General features: G+C 65.8%; 18 protein-coding genes. 7 read left to right on the top strand and 11 right to left on the bottom strand.

Annotation, left to right across the window (positions count from 1 at the left end; genetic code table 11):
* Positions 1 to 69: 69 nt before the first annotated feature.
* Positions 70 to 666, bottom strand: a complete 597-nt coding sequence (locus BT183_RS07165; RefSeq protein WP_072340294.1) for a 50S ribosomal protein L25/general stress protein Ctc — start codon at positions 664 to 666, stop codon at positions 70 to 72.
* Positions 667 to 880: 214 nt separating this feature from the next.
* Between BT183_RS07165 and BT183_RS07160 the strand changes: the two genes are divergently transcribed.
* The gene (locus BT183_RS07160) at positions 881 to 2,632 is read left to right on the top strand and encodes a sensor domain-containing diguanylate cyclase (RefSeq protein WP_072340292.1); all 1,752 of its coding nucleotides are present in this window, start codon (positions 881 to 883) and stop codon (positions 2,630 to 2,632) included.
* 4 nt (positions 2,633 to 2,636) lie between these two features.
* On the opposite strand, the gene BT183_RS07155 is transcribed toward BT183_RS07160, so the two are convergent.
* The 4 genes from BT183_RS07155 to lgt form a co-directional block, all read right to left on the bottom strand.
* Complete coding sequence (locus BT183_RS07155; protein WP_072340289.1) at positions 2,637 to 3,569, bottom strand: ribose-phosphate pyrophosphokinase; 933 nt, start codon at positions 3,567 to 3,569, stop codon at positions 2,637 to 2,639.
* A gap of 103 nt (positions 3,570 to 3,672) precedes the next feature.
* Complete coding sequence (gene pgeF, locus BT183_RS07150) at positions 3,673 to 4,443, bottom strand: peptidoglycan editing factor PgeF (RefSeq protein WP_072340287.1); 771 nt, start codon at positions 4,441 to 4,443, stop codon at positions 3,673 to 3,675.
* Positions 4,440 to 5,516, bottom strand: a complete 1,077-nt coding sequence (locus BT183_RS07145) for a class I SAM-dependent methyltransferase (protein WP_244545260.1) — start codon at positions 5,514 to 5,516, stop codon at positions 4,440 to 4,442. The genes pgeF and BT183_RS07145 overlap by 4 nt, the downstream gene beginning before the upstream one ends.
* Entirely contained in the window at positions 5,509 to 6,321 is an 813-nt protein-coding gene (gene lgt / locus BT183_RS07140; protein WP_084603303.1) for a prolipoprotein diacylglyceryl transferase, read from the bottom strand. The genes BT183_RS07145 and lgt overlap by 8 nt, the downstream gene beginning before the upstream one ends.
* Before the next feature lie 127 nt (positions 6,322 to 6,448).
* Here lgt and BT183_RS07135 point away from each other — a divergent pair, with 127 nt between their 5' ends.
* Positions 6,449 to 6,700: an accessory factor UbiK family protein gene (locus tag BT183_RS07135; protein WP_072340284.1), complete on the top strand. Its 252-nt coding sequence runs from the start codon at positions 6,449 to 6,451 to the stop codon at positions 6,698 to 6,700.
* A gap of 43 nt (positions 6,701 to 6,743) precedes the next feature.
* Here BT183_RS07135 and BT183_RS07130 read toward each other — a convergent pair whose 3' ends face one another.
* Positions 6,744 to 7,253 (bottom strand): pyridoxamine 5'-phosphate oxidase family protein, encoded by a 510-nt coding sequence (locus tag BT183_RS07130; RefSeq protein WP_072340273.1) that lies wholly within the window; start codon positions 7,251 to 7,253, stop codon positions 6,744 to 6,746.
* A 149-nt stretch (positions 7,254 to 7,402) separates the two neighbouring features.
* Positions 7,403 to 8,188 carry a class II aldolase/adducin family protein gene (locus BT183_RS07125; protein WP_072340270.1) on the bottom strand — a complete coding sequence of 262 codons (786 nt, stop codon included), beginning with the start codon at positions 8,186 to 8,188 and terminating at the stop codon, positions 7,403 to 7,405.
* Between the two features lie 191 nt (positions 8,189 to 8,379).
* Here BT183_RS07125 and BT183_RS07120 point away from each other — a divergent pair, with 191 nt between their 5' ends.
* A complete protein-coding gene (locus BT183_RS07120; protein WP_084603302.1) occupies positions 8,380 to 9,429 on the top strand; it encodes a Bug family tripartite tricarboxylate transporter substrate binding protein in 1,050 nt (349 codons plus the stop codon).
* Between the two features lie 34 nt (positions 9,430 to 9,463).
* Here BT183_RS07120 and idi read toward each other — a convergent pair whose 3' ends face one another.
* On the bottom strand, positions 9,464 to 10,036 hold the full coding sequence (gene idi, locus BT183_RS07115) for an isopentenyl-diphosphate Delta-isomerase (RefSeq protein WP_072340267.1): 573 nt from the start codon (positions 10,034 to 10,036) through the stop codon (positions 9,464 to 9,466).
* Positions 10,033 to 10,548, bottom strand: coding sequence for a TIGR02444 family protein (locus tag BT183_RS07110; RefSeq protein ID WP_072340264.1), 516 nt, complete (start codon positions 10,546 to 10,548; stop codon positions 10,033 to 10,035). Before BT183_RS07110 ends, idi begins: the two co-directional genes overlap by 4 nt.
* Positions 10,549 to 10,712: 164 nt before the next feature.
* Here BT183_RS07110 and BT183_RS07105 point away from each other — a divergent pair, with 164 nt between their 5' ends.
* Positions 10,713 to 11,537: an alpha/beta fold hydrolase gene (locus tag BT183_RS07105; protein ID WP_072340261.1), complete on the top strand. Its 825-nt coding sequence runs from the start codon at positions 10,713 to 10,715 to the stop codon at positions 11,535 to 11,537.
* A 450-nt stretch (positions 11,538 to 11,987) separates the two neighbouring features.
* Here BT183_RS07105 and BT183_RS07100 read toward each other — a convergent pair whose 3' ends face one another.
* Entirely contained in the window at positions 11,988 to 12,461 is a 474-nt protein-coding gene (locus tag BT183_RS07100; RefSeq protein WP_072340258.1) for a MarR family winged helix-turn-helix transcriptional regulator, read from the bottom strand.
* A gap of 150 nt (positions 12,462 to 12,611) precedes the next feature.
* On the opposite strand from BT183_RS07100, the gene BT183_RS07095 reads away from it, so the two are divergent.
* Genes BT183_RS07095 through BT183_RS07085 form a run of 3 tightly spaced genes read left to right on the top strand, consistent with a single transcriptional unit; the run spans position 12,612 to position 14,560 of the window.
* Positions 12,612 to 12,983, top strand: coding sequence for a Rieske (2Fe-2S) protein (locus tag BT183_RS07095; RefSeq protein WP_072340255.1), 372 nt, complete (start codon positions 12,612 to 12,614; stop codon positions 12,981 to 12,983).
* The gene (locus BT183_RS07090) at positions 12,967 to 13,290 is read left to right on the top strand and encodes a hypothetical protein (RefSeq protein WP_072340253.1); all 324 of its coding nucleotides are present in this window, start codon (positions 12,967 to 12,969) and stop codon (positions 13,288 to 13,290) included. Before BT183_RS07095 ends, BT183_RS07090 begins: the two co-directional genes overlap by 17 nt.
* Positions 13,291 to 13,309: 19 nt before the next feature.
* Complete coding sequence (locus BT183_RS07085) at positions 13,310 to 14,560, top strand: amidohydrolase family protein (RefSeq protein WP_072340251.1); 1,251 nt, start codon at positions 13,310 to 13,312, stop codon at positions 14,558 to 14,560.
* A 352-nt stretch (positions 14,561 to 14,912) separates the two neighbouring features.
* Here BT183_RS07085 and BT183_RS07080 read toward each other — a convergent pair whose 3' ends face one another.
* Positions 14,913 to 15,890 carry a LysR family transcriptional regulator gene (locus BT183_RS07080; protein WP_244545259.1) on the bottom strand — a complete coding sequence of 326 codons (978 nt, stop codon included), beginning with the start codon at positions 15,888 to 15,890 and terminating at the stop codon, positions 14,913 to 14,915.
* Positions 15,891 to 15,974: the final 84 nt, after the last annotated feature.

The following is a 15,974-nucleotide window of genomic DNA, read 5'->3' as shown; positions in this document are numbered from 1 at the left end:
AGGGGCCGGAACGGAAAAGGCGACCCATGGGGCCGCCTTGTCGCTTGTCATCGGCGATAGGCCGGAAGATCAGGCGCCGGTGCTGCCGGCTTCTTCGGACTTGAGGCTCGAGGGGGCAACCAGCGTCGCGATGGTGAAGTCGCGATCCTTGATCGTCGGCTCGATGCCCTGCGGCAGGGTCACCGCCGAGATGTGGATCGAATCACCGATATCGGTACCGGTCAGGTCGACTTCGACCGATTCCGGAATGGCATCGGCGGGGCAGGAAAGCTCGACCGTGTGACGCACGATGTTGAGCGTGCCGCCGCGCTTCAGGCCCGGGCTCTGCTCTTCGTTGATGAAAGCGACATGCACTTCCACATCGATGCGGGCATTGGCGGAGACGCGCAGGAAATCGACATGCAGCGGGAAATCCTTGACCGGATCGAGCTGGTAGTCGCGCGGGATCACGCTGTGCTTTTCGCCGTCCACGTCGATGGAGATGACGTGCGAGAGGAAGCCGCCGGCATAGATGCGCTTGTTGGCTTCATTGGTCGAGATGGCGATGGGAAGAGGGGGCTTCTTTTCGCCATAGATGACAGCAGGGATCAGGCCCTCGCGACGCAGTGCACGAGCGGCCCCCTTGCCCACTCCGCTTCTGGCCTTGGCCTTGAATTCGTAAGGCATCGGATACTTCCGTTCCGGGTTGGTGCGGCCAAAAGGCCGCGCGCCCGTCCTCCAGGGGTGACGAGCGCTTCATGGGCGTGGGCTATAGTGGAAAGCCGCGAAACAGGCAAGCATGCCGGGCTTTTCCCTGCATTGAGCCGGGCATGGCAAGGCAACGCTAACTGTTGCTCGTTATCATATGTTATGTGCGGCGTTCCGTCCGCCGGGGTTTGGGATGATGTTCAAGCGTTCGCTTCGGCAGATTGTCGTCATCGGCTTCGTGCTCGCCCTCGTGGCGGGCAACAGCGCGCTGCTGTTCGTCGCGCTCGACCGCATGATCCAGGCCTCGTCCTGGGTCAAGCATTCCTTGGGCGTGCAGAAGGATCTGGCGTCGCTGCACGTGCTTCTGGTTTCCGCCGAAACAGCCGAGCGCGGCTATCTGCTCACCTCCGACACCACCCAGCTCGCCCCTTACCACCAGGCCATTTACGGCTTCAGCGAGCGCATCGACCGGCTTCGTGCCGCCTTCAACGACAATCCGGTGCAGGCCGAGCGGTTCTCGGAAGTCGCCCGGCTGAGCCGCGAGCGCCTCGCGCGGCTTGCCTCGGTCATCCAGCTGCATTCGGACGGCGATCCGCGCGCCGCCATCGATCAGGTCCGCCAGAATGACGGCTCTGCCATCATGACGCGCGTCCGAGCGATGATTGCCGAGATCGAGGCTGAAGAAGCGATTCTCCTCGAGGAACGGCAGCGGCAGAATCTGTGGGCGCAGCTCGGGCTTTACGCCTCCGCCATCGTCTTCATCTTCGGCTCGCTGGCGCTCATTACCTATGTCTACATGTCGCTGCGCATGCAGCTGCGCGAACGGACGGCGGCTGCCGCATCGAGCGCGACCTATGCCGAAACGCTCGACGAGAGCCTCAAGGCGCTCGAGCATGAGCGCAACGAAATCGCCCAGATCAACGACGGCAGCAATTTCCTGCAAAGCTGCAACAGCATGGCCGAAGTCGCCGCGCTTTCGGCGGAATTTCTCAAGGGCCTGTTTCCCGGCTATGCCGGCTCCGTCAGCGTCTATGCCGCCTCGCGCAACCAGCTGCTGCGCCTCTCGACCTGGGGCGGCTCCAACGATGCCGAAGTGTTTTCCCCCGATGCCTGCTGGGGCCTGCGCCGCGGCCAGCCCCATGCCCGGCACCACGACAAGGCCGGTACGCCGACCTGCTCGCATCTCGGTTGCGGCAGCGATTGCGACACCATCTGCGTGCCGCTCATCGCCCATGGCGAAACGCTCGGTCTTCTGACCCTGGCGCGGCTCGACCCCGTCGAGGCGGCCCTCAACGACATCGAACTGGCCAAAGGCCTGCCCGACAGGCGCCGCGTCGAGATGGTGGCGCGTCAGCTCGGCCTCACGCTCGCCAATCTGCGGCTGCGCGAGACGCTGGCCGAGCAGTCGATCCGCGATCCGTTGACCAACAGCTTCAACCGTCGCTATCTCGAGGTCATCGCGGGCAAGGAGATCGCGCAGGCGGCGCGCTTCGAGCGGTCGCTGGCCTTCGTCATGCTCGATGTCGATCACTTCAAGCGCTTCAACGACCTCCACGGTCATGCCGCGGGAGACGCGGCGCTGATCGCGGTCGCCGGCTCGCTGCAGGACAATATCCGCGAAGGCGATTGGCTGTTCCGGCTCGGTGGCGAGGAATTCGTCCTCGTCCTGCGCGAGGTCACTCGTCAGGATGCGCTCGAAAAGGTCGAGCAGCTGCGGGCCGGCATCGCCGATCTCACCTTGAGCTATGCGGGCGGCACGCTGCCGCGCATCACCGTATCGATGGGCGTTGCGCTCTTTCCGGACAATGGCGCCGAGCTCGACGAACTGCTCGTCGTCGCCGACCGCGCCCTTTACGCCTCGAAATCCTCGGGGCGTAACCGGGTCACGCTCGCCAGCGCCAACGAGGAGACGCCCGTCGCCATCGCGGCCGACCGGGCGGCGTGAGCCGCTAGTCGAACAGGCTCGAAACGCTCTGCTCACTGGCCGTGCGCGCCACGGCCTCGCCGATCAGCGGCGCGATCGAGATGCGGCGGATATTGCCGGTCGCCTTGACCGCATCGGTGGCCCCGATCGAATCGGTGATCACCAGCTCCTTGAGCCGGCTCTTGCCGATGCGCTCGCTGGCGCCCTCAGAGAGAACGCCATGGGTGATATAGGCCGAAACCGCCTTGGCTCCGGCCTTGAGCAGCGCATCGGCGGCATTGACCAGCGTGCCGCCCGAATCGACGATGTCGTCGATCAGGATGCAGGACTGCCCCGAGACATCGCCGATGATGTTCATCACCTCCGACACTCCGGCGCGCGGGCGGCGCTTGTCGACGATGGCGAGATCGGCGCCGATGCGCTGGGCAATCGCTCGGGCCCGCGCCACGCCGCCCACATCGGGCGACACGATCATCACATTGTCCTTGCCGTAATGGGCTTCGATGTCGCGCGTCATCACCGGGGCGGAATAGAGATTGTCGGTGGGGATGTCGAAGAAGCCCTGGATCTGGGCGGCGTGCAGATCGAGCGTTATGACGCGATTGACACCCGACTCGACGATCAGGTTGGCGACGAGCTTTGCCGAAATGGGCGTGCGCGGCGTCGATTTGCGATCCTGCCGTGCGTAGCCGAAATAGGGCACCACCGCCGTGATCCGCCGTGCCGACGAGCGCCGCAGCGCATCGGTCAGGATCAGCAATTCCATCAGATTGTCATTGGCCGGAAACGAGGTCGATTGCAGGATGAAGACGTCCTCGCCACGGACATTTTCATGGATTTCGACGTAGATTTCCTTGTCCGCGAAGCGCTTCACCGTGCAGTCGGCGAGCGGCATCTCGAGATAAGAGGCCACGGCTTCGGCGAGAGCGCGGTTGGAGTTGCCGGTGACGAGCTTCATGGCGCGATCCTGTGCTTGGCCCCCTGGGGGCGCTCCCGATGGCGGCACCCATAGCGAAGCGCCATGGCGGGCGCAACGTGACTTTGGGCGAAAGCCCAACGATTCATGACAGGCCGATGACGGCGATCTGGCGCCCCGTGCGCGCCTGCCCGTGCGTTGCGAAGCGGTGCGAGAAATAGCGTCGCGGCTGGGCATAGGTGCACTCGCCGAGGTCATGCACCCGGCCCACCCCGGCTTCCAGCAGCCTGTCGAAGACGAAGCCGGGCAGGTCGAAATGATCGCGCCCGCCATCGGGCCGGCTGATGCGGTGGGCGGCGTCGGGATGCCTGCCCAGCAGGTCGCGGGCAAAGTCCGGCCCCACTTCGTAATTGCGCTGCGAAATGGTCGGCCCGATGGCCGCAACGATGCGCTGCGCCGTCGCGCCCGCCTGCACCATCGCCTCCACCGTCCGCTGCGCCACGCCATCGACCGCGCCGCGCCAGCCGGCATGGAAGGCGCCGATGACGCCCGCCTCGGCATCGGCGAGCAGCACCGGCGCGCAGTCGGCCGTGAGGATGCCCAAGAGCACGCCGGGAACGCGCGTCACCATGCCGTCGGCCTCGATGGTGCCGATGTCTGGCGACAGCCCTTCGAGCCTCACCACACGGCTCGAATGCACCTGCCGCATCACCATCAGCGCCTCGGGGGCAAATCCCAGCGCGCCAGCCACATCGGCCCGGTTGCGCCGGACCATCGGCTCGCTGTCGCCCACCGAGAAGGAGACGTTGAGCGAGGCGAACTCCCCCACCGAATGGCCGCCGCGCCGGCCGAAAAAGCCGTGGCGGATGGTCGACGCGGTCTTGAGGGCGGGGCTTTCGAGATAGGGGATGCTCATGGCGCAAATCCGGGGGGCTGGAGGCCGGGGCTGTGCATGCAGAAGGCTTTGAAAAGCGTACCCATCTCATCGGGCGCGACGAGCCGCTCGAGCGCGCGCGCGAGGCTTTCGGCCTCCGAGTGGTTCGCCTTGGCAAGCGCCGCCGCACGCTCGCCAATGCCGAGCCGCGTGAGGAAAATCCCCTGCGCCGTGATCGGCGCCACCGCCAGCCCCGCCTTGCGACCGATCTCGGCCAGCGCGCCGAAATCGACATGGGCGGAGAGATCGACGAGCCCGGGGGCCGAGAGCGGGTCGGCAAAGGCATGGCGCCGCACGCCCTGCAGCGTTTCGCCCGTGCGCGGGCCCTCATAGCCATAATCGATGGCCAGAACCGCCCCGCCGCGCACCCGCACCGCCTCCGCCAGCCTCTGCGTTACCTGCCGGGCGGCCAGCCCCAGTTCGAACACTTCACCCGCCTCTGCCCCGGCCAGTTGCGGCGGCAGGCTGCCCGAGGGCAGGGGGGTGGGCGAGAGCCCGAAGGCAAGCGCGTCGTCCGCCAGCCCGATTTCGCGCTCATGCCAGCCCTCGCCGCCCTTCACGAATTGCCGGATCGGCAGGGCATCGAAGAATTCATTGGCGATGACGATCAGCGGCGCATCGCCATCGGGCACGATGTCCTCGCTCCAGACCGGCGCAAAGGGAGCGAGCCGCGCCGCCTGTTCGGCGCGCAGGCCGGGGCTCGATTCAAACAGCGACAGCCGCAGCGACCCCGCCAGCCCCGGAACCCGGCTCGCGACCCGCAGCGCGTCCTGCATCAGCGTGCCGCGACCGGGGCCGAGCTCGAGAAGGTCGAAGCGCCGCGGCGAACCCATCTGCTGCCAGAGCGTCGCGATGAACAGCCCCACGAGCTCGCCGAACATCTGCGAAATCTCGGGCGCGGTGATGAAATCGCCCGCCGCACCCAGAGGATCTCCGGCGCGGTAATAGCCCTGCCTTGGGTGGCTGAGGCACAGCGCCATGTAGCGGGCCACCGACATCGGCCCGCCGGTTTCGATCTCGAGCTTGATGCGGTCCGATAGGTCAGTTTCAGACACGGCGGCTTCTTCTTGCAAAGACGACGAGCCCGATGCCGGCGACGAGGATGGGGAGGGACAGCACCATGCCCATGGTCAGCCAGCCGCCATGGAGATAGCCCAGCTGCGCGTCCGGCAGGCGCACGAACTCCACCGCGATGCGCGAAAGCGCGTAGCCGATGCCGAAAATGCCCGCCACCTCGCCGGGCCGCCTCAGGCTGTAGGCGACATGGGTTGCGTAGCGGATGACGATGAAGAGCACGATGCCTTCGAGCGCCGCTTCATAGAGCTGGCTGGGGTGGCGCGGCACCTGCTCGGGATCGGTGGGGAATATGACGCCCCAGGGCAGGGTGGTCGGGGCGCCGTAGAGCTCGGCATTGATGAAATTGGCGATGCGCCCCAGAAACAGCCCGATCGTGCCGATCGCGCCTAAAAGATCGAGGCCCGAAAGGGGATTGCCGCCCTGCGATCGTGTGAACCAGATCATCGCCACCATGATGCCGCCAAGCCCGCCATGGAACGACATGCCGCCATCCCACAGCATCAGCGCTTCGAGCGGGTGCTGGGCGTAATAGGGCAGGTTGTAGAACAGCACATAGCCCAGCCGCCCGCCGATCACGATGCCGAGCACGGCCCAGAAGGCGAAGTCCCAGATGGCGGCGGGAGCGAAGGGCGGTGTGTTGTTTCGCCACAGCGAGGCCTTTGCGAGGAGCGTCGTGGCATAGGCGGCCCCGAGCACGACGCCGCCCAGATAGGCCAGCGCATACCAGCGGATGACGAGGGGGCCGAGCGCAAAGGCCACGGGATCGATTTGGGGGAAAGGCAAGGCGGCAGGCTCCCGGCTCAGGTCGGCGCGACCTTGCCCAGCCGGGGTGGCTCTGGTCAAGTCGGCAGCTTGCCCCTACATAGGGCATAATGCCCCCAACCCACAGACCAGCCAGAAGGTTCGGCCCATGAATCAGAACAGGATTTTCGACGATGTCGGCCGCCTCATGAACAGCGCCGCCGGCGTTGCAGACGGCGTGCGCCGCGAGGCCGAGACCGTGTTCAAGGCCCAGCTCGAGCGAATCGTGGCCGACATGGATCTCGTCAAGCGCGAGGATTTCGAGGCGCTGCGCGAGCTGGTCCAGTCGCAGGAGCGCGAGCTTGCGGCCCTGCGCGCCGAAATCGCGACGCTCAAGGCTCCGGCAGCTCCCCAGCTCTGATGGGAGTGTCCCCGCGCGGCCTGCGCGCGGGGATCGGGCCGGATCAGAGGCGGACGGCGGCGTTGTCGCCCATGTCCGGAGCCTTGCCGGTCAGGGCAGCCAGCGCCATCTTGGCGCCCGAGATCAGCTTGTTGGGCGCGTCCCACAGCTCGCCATTGGCGGGCGTCACGGTGAGCAGGCGGATCGAGGGATCGTTCTGGTCCTCCCACCATGCCTTGTCGAAATCGGTCCACAGATCGGCGATCTTGGCGCGATCATTGGTGACCTTGGCTTCGCCCGCGATCACTACATAGCGATGGGCATCATTGTCCGCCCAGGCGCACGAGACAGTCGGAAACTTATCGATCTCGATATTCTTGTGCCCCTCGACATCGACGAGGAAATAGATCGCGTGTTCCTCTCGGCGCACGCGCGCCGACAGCGGCCGGCTCTGCTGCTGGGTGCCATCCCAGGTGGTGAACATGCAGATGTCGATCTTCTTGGCGAGTTCCCAGATGCGATCCTGCGCCTCGGCGGGGGAAAGCTGGTGATCGTCGTGATGGTCCTTGGCCATGCCGGGCCTCCTGTTGGTGTCGGGTGCAGCAACGGACGGAGGCGGCAAGCGGTTGCTGCGCCAGCACTTCACGAGATGATGTGCGGCGACAAGAGCGGCATCTGGAGCGTCTCGCCGGTTCGGCGCACCGCCGAAACGCTCCTTTTCGATCAGTCCTTGTAGCCGGGGTCGATCCGGTCGAGCATCCGGAGATGATAGGCCCATTCCACCCCGGCATAATTGCGCTTCTTCTTTTTGGTCGCGAGCTGGGCGGCGGTGAAATCTAGCACCTCCTGCGGGATGCGGCGGATTTCCGCCCCCGTCGCCATCAGCCGCTCCTGGATCTCGCAGGCCGCGATCAGCCGCCGCATCAGCATGAAGGCCTCGGGCACGCTTTCGCCCACGCTCAGAAGCCCGTGATTGCGCATGATCAGCAGCTTGCCCTCGCCCAGATCACGCAGGATGCGGGGCACCTCCTCGTCCTCCTGCGCGAAGCCCTCGAAATCGTGGTAGCCGACCTGCCCGTAGATATGCAGGCTCGTCTGGTCCGAGATGACCAGCCCCTCCATGGTCGAGGCGATCACCACCCCGGCCACCGGATGCACGTGTATGGTGCTGTTGAGGTCGGGCCGCTCGCGCAAAATGCCGCTGTGGAAGTTGAAGCCCGCCGGGGCCAGTTCCACCCCCTCATGGCTCAGAACCTTGCCCGTAAGGTCCACCGTCACGAGCGTCGAGGCGGAGATTTCGTCCCAGCCCAGACCATAGGGGTTCATGATGAACCAGTCGGGCCGGTCGGGATGCCGGGCGCTGATATGGTTGGAGAGCACACGGTTCCAGTTGAAATGGTAGCCCAGCCGGAAGGCCGCCGCCATCGTCTGCCGCAGCCCCCATTCCGCCGGGCTCGCCTCGTGCAGAAGCTGCTTGCGCGGCTCAGCGTCAAGCTGTGCAATGCTCATGATTATCGTCCTCGTCCCTCATCTGGCGCGGGCAAGAAAATTCCGCATCACGGCCCGCCGCCCCGATTGTCCTCATCGTGATACTGTCATACGATGCGACAATCTGTCCATATCATCTCGCGCTCGCAACCGCCTGAGGAGGGGCCGCGACCGCGAGATGCTGGTTCGGGTCACACGAGGGAGGAAAACTCATGACCATCAGGAGACGTGGTGCCCTGTTCGGGCTCATTTCGGCGGCGGCGCTGGCCCTGGGCCTTGCCCAGCCGGCCACCGCGCAGGAGAGCGTCGAGCAGTTCTATTCGGGGCAATTGCTCACCATCCTCATCGGCCATCCGCCGGGAGGGTCCTATGACCTTTATTCGCAGGTCACGGCCCAGCACATCGCCAAGTTCATTCCGGGCAATCCCACCGTCGTCGTGCAGTCGATGCCCGGCGGTGGCGGCTCGGTGGCGGCGGCCTATTTCTACAATCGCGCCCCGCGCGACGGCTCGATGATCGCGCTCTTCCCCGAAACGCTCGCCCATACCCAGCTGCTCACCCCCGAGGCGAGCCGGTGGGATCTGGCCAAGATGCGCTATATCGGCTCGTTCACCAACGTCGCCTCGGTGCTGATGGTGCGCGAGGGTTCGGCGGTCAAGACGGTCGAGGATCTCTACACCACCGAAGCCTTTGCCGGCTGCTCGGGGCGCACCACCGCCTCTTCGCAGGCCCCGGCCATCATGCGCTATTTCACCGGCATGAAGCTCAAGATGGTCTGCGGTTATGAAGGCGGCTCGGCCACGATCCTCGCGCTCCTGCGCAACGAGATCGACGTCAACGCCAATGTGTGGACCACCTGGAAGGTCAGCCATCAGGCCGAAATGGCCTCCGGCCAGATCAAGCCGCTCGTGCAGTTCGGGCTCCAGCGCCTGCCCGACCTGCCCGACGTGCCCACCATGGAAGAACTGACCGACGATCCCGAGGCCAAGGCGGCGATGCGCTTCTTCTCGGCCGCCGGCGATATCGGCCGCGCGCTGCTCGCTCCGCCCGAAATGCCTGATGATCGCTTCGCGGCACTGGCCTCGGCCTTCGACCAGATGGTCAAGGACCCTGCCTTCATCGCCGATGTCGAAGCGCGGGGCGCCAGCCTCAATCCGGTCGATGCGGCAGGCGTTCAGAAGATCGTCGACACCATCTTTGCCACCCCCACCGAGGTCGTCGAAGAGTTGAAGGTCGCGCTCGAAAAGGGCTTCGAGGAGTAATCGAGACTGAGAGGCGCCCGCTTATGCGGGCGCCTCACATCAGGTCGAAATAGCCGTAATCGGCCTCGGCCCGCCAGTCATCGGGCCGCTCGGGCAGGGTGCGCATATAGAGCGCGAACCACGGCACGAAGCCGCCCGCGCCGATTGCCGCCAGAAGCGCGGCTCTTTCCAGCCATTCCGTCGCGTCGCTTTCCTCGGGATGGGGCTCGACCGGGCCGTCATGGCGGCCCACGAACAGGCTCACATGTTCATGCTCGATCAGCCGGCCATCGGGCTCGGCCGCAGCGGGCACCGGGGCGCGGTAGCGGATGGTGCCCGCGGGCCTGAGGCTCGGGGCAATCCCGAGCTCCTCGCGCGCCCGTCGCACCGCCGCATCGGCCACGCTCTCGCCGGGCAGGGGGTGGCTGCAACAGGCATTCGCCCAGAGCCCACCGCCGTGATATTTGCCCGCCGCGCGCCGCTGCACCAGTTGCCGGCCTGCGCCGTCGAAGATCAAGAGCGAGATGGCGCTGTGATAGCGCCCCAGCCGATGCGCCTCGAGCTTTTCCATCAGCCCCGTTTCGGCATCCGTCGCCCGGTCGAGCAGCACCACGTCCTGCCGCATCATCGCGCCGCCGCCTCGGCGGCCGCGACGACTACGGCCAACGGGCCTGCGAAATCTGCCGCCGAGGCGCCCGCCCGGCCGGCATAAAAGTCCACGATCGCCTCGCCCGCCGCACGGGCCGATCCCTGGCTTGCGCCACCCGGCATCACATGATTTGCCAAAAGCGCCTGCTCGAACTGCTCGGCTGAAAGCTCGGCCGATTTCACGCGGTTGCGCACCCCGTCCCAGGCGACTCCGAACCGGGCTTCCGCCATGCCCTTCATCTGACGCCGCACCCCCCGGAGCGGCTTGACCACGCCCTCGCGCATCGGCTCAATGGCGGCATCTATGTCGGCAAGCCGGTCGCCGGCAAAGCCGTCATCGCCCACCGACCACGCATAAAGCCCCACCAGCAGCGTATTGACGTCGAGCCCGCATCCGTCCTGCAAGGCAAGGCACGCCTCCGACACGCCGGGCTGGCGATAGACGGCAAGCGCGAAGGTCCAGTGCGGCCCGTCTAGGGCGAGGTCGGACATGAGGGGGCTCCTTCCTGAAACGGCGCGGATATTCCGCACCCGAGGGCGCCCTGTCCAGCCGGCTCTGCGGATAAAGCGACGCCACGGGGGCAGGGCGGGCTTGAAGCGCGCCGTCCGACCATACTACAACCGCCCGCGACAGACACAGTCTCTTGGAGATCATCATGGCACAGCCGGGCGAAGAGAACGGGGCAGGATATCGGACCGCAACGGCGCCCGACGGCACGCCGCTGGCGTGGCGCCTGCATGAGGGGCAGGGGCCCGGCCGCATCGCGCTCGTTCACGCGCTCGCCATGGATGCGAGCTTCTGGGACGAACTGGTGCCGCTGCTCACCCCCTTTGCCAGCGTCATCACCTATGATTGCCGCGGCCATGGCCGGTCGGGCAAGCCCGTCGGGCCTTACACCGTCGAGCAGTTCGGCGATGACCTCGCCGCCATCCTCGACGACGCCGGCTGGCAGACGGCCGTGATCGCCGGGGCCTCGATGGGCGGCTGCGTCAGCCTCGCCTTCGCTGCCCGCCATCCGGCCCGCGTTGCCGGCCTCGGGCTCTTCGACACCACCGCCTGGTATGGCGAAAAGGCCCCCGAGCAATGGGCCGAACGCGCCGACAAGGCCGAGGCCGAGGGCATGGCGTCCCTCATCGCCTTCCAGAAATCGCGCTGGGTCAGCGAGGCCTTCCTCGCGCAGAACCCGCCCTCGCTGCAGCGTGCGCTTCAGGTTTTCGTCGCCAATGATGTCGCCGCCTATGGCGCCACCTGCCGCATGTTGGGCGCCGCCGATATCCGTGCCGCGCTGCCCGGCTTTACCGTTCCCACCCGCATCCTCGTGGGCGAGGAGGATTACGCCACCCCCATCGCCATGGCCGAAGCCCTCGCTGCCGCCATCCCTGGCGCCACGCTGCGCGTCCTCCCCAAAGCCCGCCACTTCACCCCCCTCGAAGTGCCCGCCGAACTCGCCGGCGAACTCGAGGCGCTGGTTAGAGGTTAGGGCCCCTTTCCCTTCTCCCCTCGAGGGAAGAAGGTGGTCCGAAGGACCGGATGAGGGGTTCAGATTTGCGGCTCGAGCCGAGAGCCTGAACCCCTCACCCCAACCCTCTCCCCAGCGGGGAGAGGGGGCGAAAGAGCCGACAGCGAAGGGGCCCTTTTTCCCTTCTCCCCTCGAGGGGAGAAGGTGGTCCGAAGGACCGGATGAGAGGTTCAGATTTGCGGCTCGAGCCGAGAGCCTGAACCCCTCACCCCAACCCTCTCCCCAGCGGGGAGAGGGAGCGATAGAGCCGAGACTGGGGCGAAAGCTGGGGGGCGAAAGCTGGGGGGCGAAAGACCGGCGCAAATGCCCCTTTTCCCTTCTCCCCTCGAGGGGAGAAGGTGGCCCGTCAGGGCCGGATGAGGGGTTCAGTCTATCGGCTCCAGCCGCGAGCCAACCCCGCACTCCATCCCCCTACCGCCCAGCCTTCAAATTCTCGATCACCCGCGTCAGCCCGGCAAACAGCGCCGCCATCTCGGCGGGCCTGAATCCCTGCGCGGCGACGCGGTTGGTGTCGCGCGCGCAATCCCACAGCCGCGCCTCCAGTCCGCGACCGTCCGCCGTCAGCACGATGCGGATCTTGCGGCGGTCCGACCCGTCGCGTTCGCGGAGGATCCAGCCGGCGCGTTCGAGCGATTCCACGATCGAGGTCGAGGAGGCCTTCTCGATGCCGATGCGGCGCGAGATTTCCACCTGCGTCAGCCCGTCCTCGGCCCAGAGATGGCGCAGGTGCTGGAACTGACCGAACGTTACGCCATGTTCGGCCAGCTTGCCGCGCAGCAGCCGGTTGAAGCTCTGGTCGGCCTCGCGCAGCAACAGCCCCAGCCCCACTTCGGGCAAGGTCTCGTCGCCGGACAGCCGGGCGTGCTGGGGGTCGATGTCGATCATGGCGTCTCCTTGTCCCTCGTTAGCGCGTCCGCCTCCGCCACCGCAACCCCGGCCGTCCACTCTGTCATACCGTCCTATTGACAGCCACGGAGGCCGCTCGTAATAGTATGGTACCTTACCAAATACGGCAGAGACCTGCGAGGGGAGAGCATGGCCACCACCATAAGAGTTTGCGCGCCCGATGAGATCGCCGATGGCGGTTGCCGCATCGTCACGGTGGGCGAGATCGAGATCGGCGTTCTGCGCCAGGGCGGGGAATTCTACGCCTACCAGAACCTCTGCCCGCATCAGGGCGGTCCGGCCTGCGAGGGCGTGCGCATGGCCGGCATCAAGGAAAACATCGACAGGAACGGCAATTATCTCGGCCAGCTGCTCGACGAGGACGACATGCACATCGTCTGCCCCTGGCACGGCTACGAGTATCATTTGAAGACCGGCATCAACGTCGCCGACGATCGGCTGCGCCTCAGGCGCTTCGAGATCGTCCGGCAGGAAGGCGACATCTATGTCACGCTCCCCTGAAGCCCAGCGCTTTTCCGAGCTTTCCGCCGAACTCACCGGGCTCGTCAACGAAGCCATCGATGCCGATACGCTCGATGCGGTGCCCGACGAGGCGCTCGGCGCGCTCTATGCCGCAGTGGTGCGCGTCTATGCCGCCAAGGTGCAGGCCGGCGCGCCCGTCCGCCCCTTTGGCGGCAACAGCGGCGTGTCGGTCACCGATGTCACCATTTCCTGCTCGGCGCTGCTCGACAGCGTCCAGCTTTCGGTTTTCGAGCTCGGCGCCTGGCAGACCTTTTCGGGTCTGGGTGGCGGCCAGGGCAAGCCATAACACTTCAGGGAGGCCTGTCATGAACACGCATTTTCCCCCGTCCGATCTGCCCTTCCGCGAGCCCTCGGCCGATCATTTCGATTCGACCCAGCACCTCGCCAATGCCGAAAAGCAGGCGATCAAGCGGGGCTACGAGGATTTCCTCATCGTCGATGTGGATAGCCACCACTACGAGACCGAGGCTTTCAAGGAGATCATCGAATACATCCCCGATCCGGTCATCCGGCAGGAGGCGATGTTCCAGGGCATGTCGCGCGGCGGCATCACCTCCATCGATGGCTCCTACCAGGAGCTCACTGGTCGCATCACCCGCTATCCGCGCCGCGGCAAGGAGATCGTGCCCCCCGAGCCGCATCGCGACATCACCCTGATGCGCCGCTGGATGGATCCGCTCGGGGTCGACATGGCCATCATGTTCCCCACCCCGATGCTCAATCTGGCGGTCTGCCCCCGGGTCGAGGTCGAGGTCGCGCTTGCCGATGGCTACAACCAGTGGCTGTGCGAGCGGGTGCTGGCCGAGGAGCCGCGCATCAAGTCGATGCTCTACCTCCCCTTCAACGATCCCGATGCCTGCCTGCGCACCGTCGAGAAATATGGCGACAAGCCCGGCGTCGTCGGCTTCATGATGGTGGCGACCCATTATCGCCCGGTCTATGACAACGCCTATTCAAAGACCTATGCCGCCCTGCAGGAGCGCAACCTGCCGCTCGGCTTCCACGCCATGTTCACCTGGTCCGACCAGTCGATGAAGCTCACCAACCGCTTCATCGCCGTGCATGCTCTTGGCTTTGCCTGGCACAACATGCTGCACATGACCAACTGGGTCGTGAACGGCATGCCCGAGCGCTTCCCCAAGCTCAAGACGCTGTGGATCGAGAGCGGTCTTGCCTGGGTGCCCTTCCTCATGCAGCGGCTCGACAATGAATACATGATGCGCCCCTCCGACGCGCCGCTGCTCAAGAAGCGCCCGTCCGACTATATGCGCGACATGTTCTTCACCACCCAGCCGATGGAAATGGTGAACAATCGCAAGGCTCTCGAAGTCACCTTCGAGATGATGGATGCGCCCAGCCAGCTGCTCTATTCGTCCGACTATCCGCACTGGGACATGGACCTGCCGTCCACCATCTACGACCTGCCGTTCCTTGATGAGCAGGCCAAGCGCAACATCCTCGGCGGCAACGCCCAGCGCCTCTTCAATCTCGACCCCGTCTTCTCCCCCCAAAAACTCGCCCGCCGCGCGGCTCGCGCCCAGGCGGCGGACCAATGAGAACCTCACCCTGAGGAGCGCCAACGGCGCGTCTCGAAGGGCGAGGTTCGGGCACCGAATCCCTCCCATCCCCGGGTCGTCCGTGCGAAAGCAGGGACCTCCGTTTGCGGTACCGGCCCGGTAACAGAGGTTCCCGCTTCCACACGAACGACCCTGGTGTATGTCGCCAACACTGTAATTGCGGCTCCTGCGTCCCCTCTCCCCGCCGGGGAGAGGGTCAGGGTGAGGGGCCTTGCGATCTCTCCTGTGCCAAGGCCGCCTCACCTCTCCCCCAAGGGAGAGATGAGGGAGAACCTCATGCTGAGGAGCGCCACTCGGCGCGTCTCGAAGCACGAGGTTCGGGCACCCCCAATCACCCCGCCACATCCACCCGCGCCCGTCGCCTTGGCAGCGGCAAAGCGGCGCGTGCGGGGCGGGGTTCCTCGGGTGGCTCCATCCGGCTGGCAACCTCGATGACCTGGCGGCGGAGCCATTTGGCGGCGGCGTCTTCATTGTGCGCCTGGTTCCACACCGCCGAGACACGGAACCACATGTCATCCACCGGCGCCGGGCAGAAATAGAAGGCGTCGCGGTCGAAATAATCCACCACCCGCTCGAACACCAGCACCACCAGGTCCGAGCGCGAGACGATGGCCGGTGCGGCCAGCAATTGCTGTGCCGTGGTGGCGATCTTGCGGCGCACGCCCTGCTTGTGCAGCAGCCGGTCGGCGCGGCTGATCTCGTGGGCGCTGGGCTTGATGGCGAGATGGTCGATGGCCTGGAAATCGGCGAGGCTGATCGGGCTGCCGGCCAGCGGGTGGTCGGCTCGCATCATGCAGACATAGCGGTCGCGAAACAGCTGCGCCCGCCGAAACCTTCGCGGCAGGTCCGGAATGATGCCGATGGCGAGGTCGGCCTCGCTGTTGTCGAGCAGGCCCGAAACCTCGGGATTGCGCTTGGACTGGATGTGCAGCTTCACTGCCGGCGCCACGGCGCTCATATGCGCGATGAGCGCAGGCAAAAACACCACCGACACATAGTCCGAAACCGCCAGGTTGAACGTCCAGTCGAGCTCGCGCGGCTGGAAGGCCGCAGGCTCCAGCGCGCGTTCGATCTGGCGCAGCGCCTGCTGCAGCGGCTCGCCCAGTTCCAGCGCCCGGGCGGTGGGCACCATGCCTTCGCCGGTGCGCAGAAACAGCTGATCCTTGAGCAGGTCGCGCAGCCGGTTGAGCGCGTTCGACACCGCCGGCTGCGACATGCCGAGGCGATAGCCGACGCGCGTCACGCTGCGTTCCACCAGCATGGCGTCGAAAACCACAAGCAGTTTCAGCTCGATAGAGGCTAAATTCACTGGCAAAATAGAACCCTTCCGGAGTTTGAATTTGCCACGGGCGGTTTGGGAAGGCAACTCTGTATGACAGACTGATAATCATAC

The sequence above is a fragment of the Devosia enhydra genome (assembly GCF_900119845.1).
In the GTDB taxonomy this organism is placed as follows: domain Bacteria; phylum Pseudomonadota; class Alphaproteobacteria; order Rhizobiales; family Devosiaceae; genus FPKU01.
Note: the sequence above shows the minus strand (reverse complement) of the source record. Positions and strands in the feature narration are given on the sequence as shown.

Bases quoted from the DNA above. Each gene is read 5' to 3' on its own strand.
- BT183_RS07165 (WP_072340294.1), bottom strand. From the start codon at position 666: ATGCCTTACGAATTCAAGGCCAAGGCCAGAAGCGGAGTGGGCAAGGGG.
- BT183_RS07125 (WP_072340270.1), bottom strand. From the start codon at position 8,188: ATGAGCATTGCACAGCTTGACGCTGAGCCGCGCAAGCAGCTTCTGCAC.
- BT183_RS07130 (WP_072340273.1), bottom strand. From the start codon at position 7,253: ATGGCCAAGGACCATCACGACGATCACCAGCTTTCCCCCGCCGAGGCG.
- BT183_RS07090 (WP_072340253.1), top strand. From the start codon at position 12,967: ATGTCACGCTCCCCTGAAGCCCAGCGCTTTTCCGAGCTTTCCGCCGAA.
- BT183_RS07120 (WP_084603302.1), top strand. From the start codon at position 8,380: ATGACCATCAGGAGACGTGGTGCCCTGTTCGGGCTCATTTCGGCGGCG.
- BT183_RS07110 (WP_072340264.1), bottom strand. From the start codon at position 10,548: ATGTCCGACCTCGCCCTAGACGGGCCGCACTGGACCTTCGCGCTTGCC.
- BT183_RS07105 (WP_072340261.1), top strand. From the start codon at position 10,713: ATGGCACAGCCGGGCGAAGAGAACGGGGCAGGATATCGGACCGCAACG.
- BT183_RS07095 (WP_072340255.1), top strand. From the start codon at position 12,612: ATGGCCACCACCATAAGAGTTTGCGCGCCCGATGAGATCGCCGATGGC.
- BT183_RS07085 (WP_072340251.1), top strand. From the start codon at position 13,310: ATGAACACGCATTTTCCCCCGTCCGATCTGCCCTTCCGCGAGCCCTCG.
- pgeF (WP_072340287.1), bottom strand. From the start codon at position 4,443: ATGAGCATCCCCTATCTCGAAAGCCCCGCCCTCAAGACCGCGTCGACC.
- BT183_RS07160 (WP_072340292.1), top strand. From the start codon at position 881: ATGATGTTCAAGCGTTCGCTTCGGCAGATTGTCGTCATCGGCTTCGTG.
- BT183_RS07100 (WP_072340258.1), bottom strand. From the start codon at position 12,461: ATGATCGACATCGACCCCCAGCACGCCCGGCTGTCCGGCGACGAGACC.
- BT183_RS07135 (WP_072340284.1), top strand. From the start codon at position 6,449: ATGAATCAGAACAGGATTTTCGACGATGTCGGCCGCCTCATGAACAGC.
- BT183_RS07155 (WP_072340289.1), bottom strand. From the start codon at position 3,569: ATGAAGCTCGTCACCGGCAACTCCAACCGCGCTCTCGCCGAAGCCGTG.
- idi (WP_072340267.1), bottom strand. From the start codon at position 10,036: ATGATGCGGCAGGACGTGGTGCTGCTCGACCGGGCGACGGATGCCGAA.